We start from the raw sequence: 12,449 nt of genomic DNA, 5'->3' as shown, positions 1-12,449 counted from the left end.
AACTAACTCACCCACCAAAACATTCACAAAATAAATATCCGCAATGAAAAATATATATTTCTATTATCCCAAAACCAGCACTAGGATGAAATGGAATCAACGGGAACGCCCCACAGCGTAAACATAAACAACGTTAAGTATTTTAATTATAGTCGGGAGAGACGCTCATGTCGCAATATCAACAAGACATTGATAACTTCGCCACATTAAAGGCAGCACAGAATGGAACTTGGGAAGGTATCAACCCTGAATTCGCTGCACGTATGAAGGTTCAAAACCGTTTTAAAACAGGTTTAGACATTGCTCGCTACACCGCTAGCATCATGCGCAAAGACATGGCTGAATACGACGCAGATTCGTCTCAGTACACACAGTCTCTAGGCTGTTGGCATGGCTTCGTAGGCCAACAAAAGATGCTTTCAGTTAAAAAGCACCAAGGGACAACAAATAAAAGCTATCTATACCTTTCTGGTTGGATGGTAGCGGCACTTCGCTCTGAATTCGGTCCTCTTCCAGACCAATCAATGCACGAGAAAACATCAGTATCTGCACTTATCGAAGAGCTTTACACTTTCCTTCGCCAAGCTGACGCACGTGAACTGGGTGACCTTTTCCATAAACTAGACGACGCGAAGAAAAATGGTGGTGACGTCGCTGCAATTCAAGCAGAAATTGACAACTACGAGACTCACGTAGTTCCAATTATCGCTGACATCGACGCTGGCTTCGGTAACGAAGAAGCAACGTACCTACTTGCGAAGCAAATGATTGAAGCGGGTGCATGCTGTATACAAATCGAAAACCAAGTATCAGATGCGAAGCAATGTGGTCACCAAGACGGTAAAGTAACCGTGCCACACGAAGACTTCCTAGCGAAGATCAATGCAGTACGCTATGCATTCCTTGAGCTAGGTGTAGATGAAGGTGTAATCGTTGCACGTACTGACTCACTAGGTGCTGGTCTGACTCAGAAGATCCCGGTATCTACATCAGAAGGCGATTTAGCTGCTCAATACAATGCTTTCCTTAAAACCACCGAAGTTGCGGGTGTTGAAGACCTAACTGAAGGTGACCTAGTGCTTAAACAAGGTGGCAAGCTGGTTAAGCCTGAGCGCCTACCAAACGGCTTATTCCGCTTTAAAGACAACACAGGTTTTGACCGTGTAGTACTTGACTGTGTAACGTCGCTTAAGCACGGTGCTGACTTGCTATGGATTGAGACTGAAAAGCCTCACGTAGGTCAAATTGCTGAAATGGTTAACGCGATTCGCGAACAAGTACCAAATGCCAAGCTGGTTTACAACAACTCTCCATCGTTCAACTGGACGCTTAATTTCCGTCAGCAAGTGTTTGATGCTTGGACAGAAGAAGGGAAGGACGTTTCTGGTTATGACCGTGCGAAACTTATGTCTGCTGATTATGACGACAGCGAACTTGCAGCAGCTGCGGACGAGAAGATTAAGAGCTTCCAGGCTGATGCAGCACGTGAAGCAGGTATCTTCCATCACCTTATCACGCTACCGACTTACCACACTGCGGCACTGTCTACTGACAACCTTGCAAAAGGTTACTTCGGTGAAGAAGGCATGCTTGCTTATGTACGCGGCGTTCAGCGTCAAGAAATTCGCCAAGGTCTAGCGTGCGTTAAACACCAAGCGATGGCTGGTTCTGACCTAGGTGACACGCACAAAGAATACTTCTCTGGTGAAGGCGCACTAAAAGCGTCAGGTGAAGATAACACCATGAACCAGTTCGACGTATAACGCGAACAAAAAATGAGTTAAATGGAAAGCATCCCAACCTTTCCTACAGGGCACCTCCGGGTGCCCTTTTTTGTAAACGCCATTCACTAAATTTATGCTTCATACATAAAATAAAAAAAAACATATTTTCTTACATTTTATAAAAAAACTGTATAACACTTATTATTCAGCAATTTACAAGAATAATTGCGGCCAACTTTAGACTAAACGCTTATCTGACAATCAAATAAAAAAGCTTTATAATAGCTACGTTTAATTAGGTTTAAGAAGAGCATTAGAATAATGAATATAGCGAAGGTCGACCTGAATTTATTGGTTTATTTAGATGTGCTGTTGCGCGAAGGAAGTGTAACCAAAGCTGCAAACCAGCTAAGCATTACTCAGCCAGCAATGAGTAACGGATTAAAACGACTTCGCGATCTGTTTAAAGATCCACTTTTAGTGCGTACCAGCGATGGCATGACTCCCACAAAGCGTGCACTTGAACTGCAGCCGATTATTCGCGATGTGCTAAGTCGATTGGAAAGCTCGATTCAGCCTGAAACTGATTTCGATCCGTTAACCAGCGACAGAACTTTTCGCATTATGACCAGTGACTATGCAGAAAGTACCTTGTTACTTGAACTCGTTGGAAGACTGGCCGAATTAGCGCCTAATATTACCCTTGACCTTATTACACCGAGTGACGTGACGTTTCACGATGTAGAGCAAGGTAAAGTGGATATGGCAATTAACCGATTCGACGAACTGCCGTTGTCGTTTCACCAAAAAGTTATTTGGTACGACACTTTTAGCTGCGTAATGAGCGCAGACCACCCGCTAGTGGAAAAATGCAACCTTGAAGGCTACTTAAATGCTCAGCATATATGGGTAAGTAAAACAGGCTTTGGTGTTGGCGTTGGTATTGACCCTAATGAAGTTCAAAAGCTGGGATGGGTGGATGCTGAACTAACCAAGATAGGAAAACAGCGTGCTATCCGTGTTTTTACTCGCCATTACCACGCGGCCTTGCAAATTGCGAAAAAGCAGAAGCTTATCGCCACCTTGCCGAGCAAAGCTGCCCGCTTATTTAAACACGACCCTGATGTGGTGATTAAAGAACCGCCTTTCGATATACCGCCTATTGCATTAAAAATGGCGTGGAGTGCCCTACTTCACCATGACGCAGGTCATATTTGGTTGCGCCGCTTGATCAGTGATGTCGCTAGCGAAATGAACGCGGGCTAAACATTCACAAAATATATGGCAGAAATACAAACCATAAATTAAAAAACTATCTCTATACGCACTACACTGGGTTAACAGACAAATGTATAGAGGTAGTTATGCAAGGATATATTACTAGAGGCCGACTACAGGTTGCCGAACAACTCGATAACTTTATTAATGAACAGGCACTTCCTGGCACAGGCGTAGATAAAGACACCTTTTGGCAAGGTGCAGAAACCCTCTTCGAAAAATTCATCCCTCAAAATCGCGCGTTACTAGAAAAGCGCGAACAGCTTCAGCGCGCTATCGACGACTACCACAAAGCTGGTAATCCGGTAAATGGAAATGAATATACCGACTTTCTAAAAAGCATTGGTTACCTTGTGGAGCAACCATCGCAAGTAAGCGCACAAACACAAAATGTAGACGCTGAAATTGCAACTATGGCTGGCCCACAGTTAGTAGTGCCAATCAATAACGCTCGCTATGCGCTTAACGCGGTAAATGCGCGTTGGGGAAGCCTGTACGACGCACTATACGGTACCGACGTAATTAATAATGACGGAGGCGCGGAGCCAGGAAAAAGTTATAACCCCGTGCGCGGAGCCAAAGTGGTTGCAAAAGCGAAAGACTACTTAGATAGCATGATTCCGCTCGCGAAAGGCAGCCACGCAGAAGCCACTAAATACAAAATCGAATCGGGCAAACTAGCAATTACCCTTGCCGACGGCGATGAGACTACACTTGCGAATACCGAACAGTGGCAAGGATACCAAGGTGACATAAGCGCTCCGTCAAGCTTGCTTTTTGCCCACAACGGCCTGCATTTTGAAATTCAACTAGACCCGACTCACCCTATTGGCGAGAGCGATGCTGCAAACGTTAAAGACGTATTGGTTGAAGCTGCTCTGACTACTATTATGGATTGCGAAGATTCCGTTGCCGCCGTTGATGCAGAAGACAAAACTTTAGTGTACAGCAACTGGCTAGGCTTGATGAAAGGCACCCTAAGTATTGAAATGACAAAGGGCGGCAAGCAGCTTGTTCGCGCTATGCATGACGATAGATACTATCAGCCGTCTAAACACGCATCACAAGACGGGCTAAAAGACGGCGAACTAGTGCTTTCTGGTAGAAGTCTTATGTTTGTTAGAAACGTGGGCCACCTTATGACCAACAATGCGATGCTCTTTGATGGCGAAGAAGTGCCAGAGGGCATCATGGATGGGTTAGTAACTTCACTCATCGCAAAGCATGACCTTTTAGGAAACAGTAAATTTAAAAACAGCCGTGAAGGCAGTATCTATATTGTTAAACCTAAAATGCATGGGCCTGAGGAGGTCGCATTCTCTAACGCATTATTTGGTGCTATTGAAACAATTATCGATGTTCCAGCCAATACCCTTAAGATGGGTATAATGGATGAAGAGCGCCGCACGAGTATTAACCTTCAGGCTTGTATTGCTGAAGCCACTTCACGTGTTGTATTTATCAACACAGGTTTCTTAGACAGAACTGGTGATGAAATTCATACCTCAATGCTTGCAGGGCCTTTTGCAGAAAAAGCTGCCCTTAAGTCGATGGCATGGATCAAGGCTTATGAAACTGCGAATGTGGCTGTAGGTCTTCGTTGCGGCCTTTCTGGCAAAGCGCAAATCGGTAAAGGCATGTGGCCGATACCTGATGAAATGCAAAATATGATGACTGCTAAAATTGGCCATCCTAAAGCAGGTGCTAATACCGCTTGGGTACCCTCACCCACTGCAGCAACACTGCACGCACTTCATTACCACGATGTAAATGTGTTTGACGTTCAGAAGTCACTAGATGAAAACTTTGATGGCCTTGCTGACATACTTACCATTCCATTACTAGAAGATGCCTCTGTGCTGACTCGCGAGAGCATTAAGCGTGAAATCGACAACAACGTTCAGGGTATCTTGGGCTACGTAGTGCGCTGGGTTCATCAAGGTGTAGGCTGTTCGAAAGTTCCTGACATCAATAACGTAGGCTTGATGGAAGACCGCGCGACCTTGCGTATTTCATCGCAGCACATCGCGAACTGGCTAGAGCACGGCATTGTGAGTGTTGACCAGGTTAAAGAATCGCTTGCACGAATGGCAGTGCTAGTAGATGAGCAAAATGCGGGCGACCCTGAATATATTCCAATGGCACCTGATTTAGATAGCTCAATTGGCTTCTTAGCGGCAAGTGACCTTATCTTCAAAGGTAAAGAGCAGCCTAGCGGTTACACTGAACCTTTATTGCACGCTCGTCGACGGGAGATGAAGGCCAAGCTTGCGGCGAACTAATTTCTAACAGAACTCTAGTGTTTAGAAACTAAGGCTAATACCTAATATAGTAAAGTACTTAAGAAACTTAATCGCATATCCAAAAGGCTCACTCTGTTAATTCAGAAGTGAGCCTTTTTTATGTGTTGTGCGCATGTTGCCCAATTATTTGCACACTGTGAACTGCCGGTAGGCGTTACCGCTCAAAGTACCGGATATCAAATTGTGTAGCAAAATTACCACACCTTATACTAAAGATATCGCTTATCTTCGCTCGTATTTTTTGCTGATGAAGCGTGAGTAAACTACGCTGTTACTATGAGGTAACGCGTTATGTTGTTCCACTGAAACTAAAAACCATGCGCAAAGCCTCCTTAGTTTGGAGTAAGCACATGCATATAACTTCGGCAGGAATACCGAATAACCTTTTACAGACAAACACGACACAGATTGTGCCCATCTTTTCAGGTGGAGGAACAAGGTTAAGCGCACATATCGGCATCCTAAAAGCGCTGCAGGATATGAATGTAGGCTTCGACACCTTAGTAGGTGTGTCAGGCGGTTCAATTATCGCTTCACTTTATGCTAAAGGTTACACTGTCGAGCAAATGCGAGAACTCGCACTCGTTACTGATTTTAAACAGTTTACTGAGTTTTCTCTTGTGAGATTGCTTCGGGAAGGCGGGCTCTCATCTGGCGATGTGTTTCAACGGTGGATTGACGAGCAACTAGAAGGCGCATTGTTTGCCGATCTCCCTCTTGACCTCCATATACTGGCCACCGATGTAAACGGCGGCGGGCCAGTTCTGTTCAATAAACAGACTTCTCCAGATATGAAGGTATCAGAAGCGGTACGCTACTCTATGTCGATCCCGCTCATTTTTTCATTTAAACCTTTTAAAGAGCACTTGCTGGTAGACGGCGCTATATTGTCTGAAGATGCACTGTTTGAAGATTGGCGAGGCGATGGCACGCCATCAGTGTGCTTCAGACTGCAAAGCACCGAGCAAAAACGAAAAGCCATTAAAAAGAACTTACTTCAACTGCCTCAGTACGTCAGTATGCTCATCCGTACGTTTATGACGGCAATATCCAGGGAATACGTTAATGCAAAGTATTGGCACAATACGGTAGTGGTGAATACCGGAGAGATTTCCGCGGTAGATTTTTCGCTTACGCCTGAAATTAAAAACACACTTTTTGAGATTGGTTATTCAACCACAAAAGAGTTTTTGCCCAAAAAGTGTGCAGGGTTTATGAGAAGAGGTGCACTTTAACTGCCTTGTAAATCACGCTTAACGCGCTAGGCCTTACACCTTGTAAAACTCTCGATACCAATCAACAAACGCTTTTACGCCCGTTTCAACATCAGTAGAAGGTTGGTAGCCAGTATCTGCTACTAGCGATGAAACATCAGCATAGGTGTCTGGCACATCGCCTGGCTGCATAGGAAGCAACTCTTTTTTCGCTTCAATACCCAAAGCACTTTCCAACGTTTCAATGAACTTCAGAAGGTGAACTGGTGTTTGCGCACCAATGTTGTATACCTTATACGGTGCCCTACTGGTACTAGGATCTGGATTGCCGCCGTCCCAACTTTCGTTAGGTTTCGCCACATTATCTAGTGAGCGAATTACGCCTTCAACGATATCATCAATATAAGTAAAATCTCGACGGTGATTACCGTAGTTGTATACCTGTATTGTTTTTCCTTCCAAAATAGCTTTTGTAAACTTAAACAGCGCCATGTCTGGGCGCCCCCAAGGGCCATAAACAGTAAAGAAGCGCAGCCCTGTTGTGGGCAAGTTATACAGGTGGCTATAAGTATGAGCCATTAGCTCATTCGCTTTTTTAGAAGCGGCATACAAACTGACTTGGTGATCAACATTATGCTGCTCTGAAAACGGCATAGTTTCGTTCGCACCGTAAACTGAGCTAGATGACGCATACACTAAGTGCTCAACGTTATTATGGCGACACCCTTCTAGAATATTCACAAACCCTACAATATTAGAATCGACATAGGCGTTAGGATTTTCAAGGGAATAACGTACACCAGCTTGGGCAGCTAAATGCACCACCCTATCAAACTTATGTTCTTCAAAAAGCGCTGCCATTCTATCGCGCTCTTCAACGCCCATTTCCGTGAATGAGAATAAATCAGCAGCAGATGATGACTTAATCTCGTCTAATCGAGCGTGCTTTAAGTTTACATCGTAATAATCGTTAATGTTGTCAATCCCGACAACTTGGTCACCACGATTGATAAGATATTGCGACACAGCTGCGCCAATAAAGCCGGCTGCTCCGGTGACTAAGATTTTCATGAGCCCTTCTCTTGTTTTTTAAACAAACCAATAATCCTTTTATACGATTTCATTCCCGCATGTTTGATAAGCAGCTTAACAGGCATTTTAATCAAGTGACTTTTGACGAATAAATAAAGCGATGCAACATGGTGCTTGACTCTCCATTCTGACTTCACTGGTTGATGGAGCATAATGATGTAACACTTTTTCTCCAAGGCCCATAATCGCTTTCGTCTTAACGACTGCTTCACAAAATCAGACTCTTCGTCAGTAAGAGGAAGATTCAGCACTTCGCTCATCAGCGAAAAAGATTTAGCAAGATCAGTGCCTAACGCCAGTTTTATAGCTCTGTCGATTAATTGCTCACTCGTTATATTCTGTTCAATATAGTCAGTTAGCAACCAGTATTGGTCACACAAGTCGCGTAGTGAACGGTCAAAAACGCTGTCCTGTATCAAGTGCACAGCAGAATGAATAATTAAATCTTCATCACTTGGCACTATAAAGTTATCCTCTAACTCTATACCACTGTCTACTATCAGAGAGGCATTTATATGACGTTTAGAGCTTATTGGTAGTAAATTATGATGCAAGTCTACGATTAAACCACTTTTTGAATTAACAAAGGGTGGCAACTCATGCATCCATTGCCGATAGTAATAATCGTCATATTCGTCAGAAACTGAAACAGCAAAACCATTTATAAATAGCCAAAACTCAGCGTCATTAAGGAACTTCCTTTCCACAAGCAAATCAATGTCTGATAACAGTCTGTAAGCGGCGTTTCTTTTGCCAGCAGCAATATAAGCGGCGCCTTTTAGCAGGGTAATTTTTAAACTTGAAGGGTTATTTTTGCGTAATTGTGCCAGATGCCAATTAATCGAGTCATGCTGTTTAAGTAACTCGTAATATGCACTTTTGAGCTGACTAGCTACACTCTTAGGCATTAAAGAAAAGGTATTTTCTTCACGTGAAATATGGTAAAGAAACGGAAGGAAACCTAGCTGTCTAGATAACGCAACGACATCACACCACTCACTTCTGTCCAACTGAAGCGTGCTCTTTTTTTTTGTAACGAGAGCAATGAGGAGATTGCTAGTTGTCACTTTCATATAGCTCATTCACAAAATCAATTGCTTGCTGCGTGTCGGAATAAGTAATTTCGTATGCTGGTGTCCGCTCACATATTTGCTGAAGCATGTGGATTGCTTTTGAACCCAAGATATGGATATTAAAAGCTTGCTCAAGTAACTTCGTGAACGAATCTAAGCTCGAAATTCTAGAGACTTCAATGTCAGTAGTTGACGCACTGTATTTAGGAAAGACAATACCACGGATTTCGGCCGGTTCCATCATTGTTGACCAACTCAGGTCAGAGGGACGGCAGTGACTTACTGTACCTTTATGAGTGTTATGAGCGACAAGCCCCATCTCGGCGAAAGGGTATCTTCTTTGAATTACATCTATCGCTTTGTCTTTAAGGCTAATTGGCCTTACAAAGGGCGTTACGGATGAGTCTTCTAGGTTTACAAGAGTTAGTTCATCGGTTAATAGTCTATAGGATTCATTCATTAATGCACAAGATAATGTGCTTTTGCCACTTCCTGAATCACCAGATAACAAAATGGCTTTGTGTTTCTTCGCAACGCAAGCGGCATGAATAATTAGTCTATCTGCACCATACTTAGATACACACCAATTCATCCCCCACTCGAGCAATGCATGACTATGATTACTAGGGCCTCGAGTAAAGGGAGCAAAACCGTCCAGAGTAAATAGTGCACGTCTAAAAAGCGGGATAGTCGAGACGTAGGGCATATCGATTGAAACATTGAAATCTGCAGTACCACAAGACGACAACAGCGAATCTGGATATAGTGTGGACAGATTTTTGATTACAGAAGGGAAACGTGAAGAAACTTTAAAAGAAAATGGGGAAGTTCTGACTACACAACTATTACTACTCACCAATAAACTCCATTTTTCTGATTAGTTGTCTAGCATATCAAATTTTCTCAATGTGTTTATCGTTTCTTGATATCCGGCAACTTGGGGATCGTCTGGTGGAAAAGACGACCCCAAACATGCTATGAGAGGTTTTATGTCGTGCCCAAAAACTAATGTCTGCCCAGTACCACTATGATAGAAAACAACAATAGAATCTGTTTCAGTTATTTGAATAAAATCGTTAAACAAAATCGTTAGCTTATTGAAGGGTAATCTGAAGAGTCACCTATAATTTTAGACGTATTTATCGTATCTTCGGAACTACTCTGATCTGTGTAACTACTATATGAAGAACTGCTACGTTTCTTTCGTCCACTTAAGGGACTATAACACTCTTCAAGATCCGAAGTAGAAAACGTTTGAATCTCTGGAGCATCAATATTTCCACGTTCATTCAAAGACACTAGAGAATCTATGAATCGATGAAGCGTTTGTTTACTGTTCGATTCCTCTGCTTTTTTACAAAAAGTGAGCAGCTGAACCATATCATAACCATAATCTATTCCATCATGCGCTGCGTTTAACAAAGCAGCTGCCATATGGTACTCCGCCTCTTTTTCCCCACCCTCGAAACCTTCATTCAAAGATTGCCACAGTGTTTCTTTGGTTATGAAGCTTGGACACATGGTTTCCAATAGCCCAACCCATGTTTGAGAATAGCTACCATGATTGTCCATATTTGCATATTTTTGTAGTGAGTCACTGCTCCAGCCATAATACTTTTCATCATTGCTTAAATGAGCATGCGAGCCCATCGTCCAATCCCACGCAACTTTAAACTTATCGCTTGAAAATAGAAATATTCCTGGAAACAAGAATTTCGGCCATGCTTGAACATGGTTTTTCCAAAAACCTGGAGTACACCCAGCCGAGCCGTTACATTCGTATGTAACTTTGTTTGAGAAATTGTTTGACAGAGAACCCGACATAGACATACAGCCAGACGCCCAAACCGACTTACTACTTGCCAAAGCAAGTAAAGGGGCGGATTTTGCTGTCCCTTTTAACAATTTACGTCTTGATAACTTTTGCATATATCTAATCCGAACCCATCAATTGAATACGTTTGTCCAATAACACTAATGTGAAAGCCTAATGCAAAAAGCCAGCCAAAATATTTTATGCACGCTAAACAAAAGGTTAACTATTACATTGATATAAAGTGTAAAGGAATTTGACGCTTTCTTTTACTCATAGTTTTATATTATTCCTACTCGCCAAATTTCGCAAATGCTTTACAGGTATTGCGTAGGTAATCCCGCTTGGCGATGAAAGCGCGTATTCTTTCCCCCCCTGAACCATTACTTTGTTTATAATACCAATAACTTCACCTGAATTAGCCACATATAAAGCGCTTCCGCTATTCCCAGGGAAAGCCGTAGCATCTAATTGATAAACATCGAATTTTCGCTGCAGCCTGGCAATAAGTTGGGAATTAAGTTGAGATGATGAGTTTGCTTGATTGGAATCAGGTGTTACTGCAGCAATAATTCCTTTGTGAGTAGCCGGATACAATCCAAGAACACTACCAATCGGAAACCCCGTGAAAGCTATTTCTACCCCAGGTTCAATCAGACCTTCAGTCTCGCGAAACGTGAACTTAGAGGGAAGTACAACTTTATCTTTCACAATTTCGAGAATCGCCAAGTCGAATACTGGGTCAAAGTCTACTATTTCGACTTCATGCAGTTCAAATTTACGTCCAGTACCGACGAAAACAACACGCTTTTGAATTTTTTCTTGGGAAAGTGTTTCTGATACAACGTGATAGTTTGTTGCAATATAGCGCCCTCCCCCAATAACAAATCCTGTCCCTTTTAATTGTGCTAAATTTCCTTCTATAGGAGTAAGCGTCCCAACACCTACAACTGATGGTTGTACTTTTTTTATAATAAGAGGGAGTGAAAGAGAATCACTAGCATAAACAGTATTAAGAATATGAAATATAGACAAAACAATTAAAAAAAACGTTGATTTCATAATATTATCTCTGGCGTTGCTACACAAATAGGTGGTAAAACAATAGCAAAGGTTAATTTAATCAAAAATAGAATGTTGAGCTCTTTTGCAAATATATTGACCAGTCCTTTAATACATTTTTCTATTCTAGTAATAATATCAGGACTGTTGTTACTAGTTAAAAAGAAAAATTACTCTTTTTATACTATCTTATTTGCTCTTATTTTACTGTTCTCTTGTAGTCAATCTTTTCTTTCTTCAGCTTTATTGCATCCATTGGAGCACCACTCAGTTAACAGTAAACACGCTAAAAATAAGAAAAACACTAACGACGGGCAGCAAGTTATTTTAGTAATGGCATGTAACTATTACGATGATATGAGTGTTCCATACGCAAACAGGTGGCCGCCATGCTCTTATCTACGATTATCACACGCTGCTGATATCTATCAAACTCGTGAAGCCAAAATAATTGTTGCCGGCGGAAAATTTGGAAATTGGCCAAGCGCTTATAGCCGCTACGCCCGCGAATTTCTCGAACGCCACAACGTTAAAAGTGAAGATATTATCGAAGTTCCAATAGGTTATGACACTGAATCCGAAATTCAAGGTATTGTTAAAAATATAACCCTCTCATCTTTAACTTTGGTCACTTCGGCAAGCCATATGCTGAGAGCTAGTAGCTACCTCAAATATTGTGGAGTAAGTATTAACGCTGCTCCCACCGATTTTTTAGTAAAACCCAAAATTGTACTTAAGCTTAATTTACCAGACCCCAAGAACTTAACTATAATAAAAAGGGCTTTACATGAATATTTTGGCCTAGTCGAATTCAAACTCAAAAGAAGGTTTGGTTTACTTAGTAAGTATTGCTGAGTGCGTATTAAAATATATAACGAAAAATGTAGAGA

Annotated in this window: 10 protein-coding genes; 5 read left to right on the top strand and 5 right to left on the bottom strand. The window is 42.2% G+C overall.

The genetic code is table 11. From position 1 onward, the window contains the following. The first annotated feature begins 167 nt into the window (after positions 1-167). The 4 genes from E5672_RS10880 to E5672_RS10865 all read left to right on the top strand — a co-directional run bounded on the left by E5672_RS10880 (position 168) and on the right by E5672_RS10865 (position 6,540). A complete protein-coding gene (locus tag E5672_RS10880) occupies positions 168-1,763 on the top strand; it encodes an isocitrate lyase (protein ID WP_110289249.1) in 1,596 nt (531 codons plus the stop codon). 282 nt (positions 1,764-2,045) lie between these two features. Then, positions 2,046-2,990, top strand: coding sequence for a LysR family transcriptional regulator (locus tag E5672_RS10875; RefSeq protein ID WP_136782222.1), 945 nt, complete (start codon positions 2,046-2,048; stop codon positions 2,988-2,990). A 98-nt stretch (positions 2,991-3,088) separates the two neighbouring features. After that, positions 3,089-5,284 (top strand): malate synthase G, encoded by a 2,196-nt coding sequence (locus E5672_RS10870; protein WP_136782221.1) that lies wholly within the window; start codon positions 3,089-3,091, stop codon positions 5,282-5,284. 371 nt (positions 5,285-5,655) lie between these two features. Further along, on the top strand, positions 5,656-6,540 hold the full coding sequence (locus E5672_RS10865) for a patatin-like phospholipase family protein (RefSeq protein WP_136782220.1): 885 nt from the start codon (positions 5,656-5,658) through the stop codon (positions 6,538-6,540). 33 nt (positions 6,541-6,573) lie between these two features. Here E5672_RS10865 and E5672_RS10860 read toward each other — a convergent pair whose 3' ends face one another. From E5672_RS10860 to E5672_RS10840, 5 genes are all read right to left on the bottom strand, one after another. Next, the gene (locus E5672_RS10860; RefSeq protein ID WP_136782219.1) at positions 6,574-7,590 is read right to left on the bottom strand and encodes an NAD-dependent epimerase; all 1,017 of its coding nucleotides are present in this window, start codon (positions 7,588-7,590) and stop codon (positions 6,574-6,576) included. Next, complete coding sequence (locus tag E5672_RS10855; RefSeq protein WP_161569399.1) at positions 7,587-8,684, bottom strand: nucleotidyltransferase family protein; 1,098 nt, start codon at positions 8,682-8,684, stop codon at positions 7,587-7,589. The genes E5672_RS10860 and E5672_RS10855 overlap by 4 nt, the downstream gene beginning before the upstream one ends. Then, on the bottom strand, positions 8,668-9,540 hold the full coding sequence (locus tag E5672_RS10850) for an HprK-related kinase A (protein ID WP_161569398.1): 873 nt from the start codon (positions 9,538-9,540) through the stop codon (positions 8,668-8,670). The genes E5672_RS10855 and E5672_RS10850 overlap by 17 nt, the downstream gene beginning before the upstream one ends. A gap of 233 nt (positions 9,541-9,773) precedes the next feature. Next, the gene (locus E5672_RS10845) at positions 9,774-10,613 is read right to left on the bottom strand and encodes a hypothetical protein (RefSeq protein ID WP_136782216.1); all 840 of its coding nucleotides are present in this window, start codon (positions 10,611-10,613) and stop codon (positions 9,774-9,776) included. 157 nt (positions 10,614-10,770) lie between these two features. After that, positions 10,771-11,559 carry a S1 family peptidase gene (locus tag E5672_RS10840; protein WP_240692212.1) on the bottom strand — a complete coding sequence of 263 codons (789 nt, stop codon included), beginning with the start codon at positions 11,557-11,559 and terminating at the stop codon, positions 10,771-10,773. 72 nt (positions 11,560-11,631) lie between these two features. On the opposite strand from E5672_RS10840, the gene E5672_RS10835 reads away from it, so the two are divergent. Next, positions 11,632-12,414, top strand: coding sequence for a YdcF family protein (locus E5672_RS10835; protein ID WP_136782215.1), 783 nt, complete (start codon positions 11,632-11,634; stop codon positions 12,412-12,414). Positions 12,415-12,449 lie beyond the last annotated feature (35 nt).

Origin of the sequence: Alteromonas portus, from assembly GCF_005117025.1 — a bacterium.
Lineage (GTDB): Bacteria > Pseudomonadota > Gammaproteobacteria > Enterobacterales > Alteromonadaceae > Alteromonas > Alteromonas portus.
The sequence above is the reverse complement of the archived record's forward strand: the minus strand, read 5'-3'. Positions and strand labels throughout refer to the sequence as shown.

What these genes read in the sequence shown, in the direction of transcription:
- E5672_RS10860 (WP_136782219.1), bottom strand. Translation starts at nt 7,590, where the DNA reads ATGAAAATCTTAGTCACCGGAGCAGCCGGCTTTATTGGCGCAGCTGTG.
- E5672_RS10855 (WP_161569399.1), bottom strand. Translation starts at nt 8,684, where the DNA reads ATGAAAGTGACAACTAGCAATCTCCTCATTGCTCTCGTTACAAAAAAA.
- E5672_RS10875 (WP_136782222.1), top strand. Translation starts at nt 2,046, where the DNA reads ATGAATATAGCGAAGGTCGACCTGAATTTATTGGTTTATTTAGATGTG.
- E5672_RS10880 (WP_110289249.1), top strand. Translation starts at nt 168, where the DNA reads ATGTCGCAATATCAACAAGACATTGATAACTTCGCCACATTAAAGGCA.
- E5672_RS10865 (WP_136782220.1), top strand. Translation starts at nt 5,656, where the DNA reads ATGCATATAACTTCGGCAGGAATACCGAATAACCTTTTACAGACAAAC.
- E5672_RS10835 (WP_136782215.1), top strand. Translation starts at nt 11,632, where the DNA reads ATGTTGAGCTCTTTTGCAAATATATTGACCAGTCCTTTAATACATTTT.
- E5672_RS10840 (WP_240692212.1), bottom strand. Translation starts at nt 11,559, where the DNA reads ATGAAATCAACGTTTTTTTTAATTGTTTTGTCTATATTTCATATTCTT.
- E5672_RS10845 (WP_136782216.1), bottom strand. Translation starts at nt 10,613, where the DNA reads ATGCAAAAGTTATCAAGACGTAAATTGTTAAAAGGGACAGCAAAATCC.
- E5672_RS10870 (WP_136782221.1), top strand. Translation starts at nt 3,089, where the DNA reads ATGCAAGGATATATTACTAGAGGCCGACTACAGGTTGCCGAACAACTC.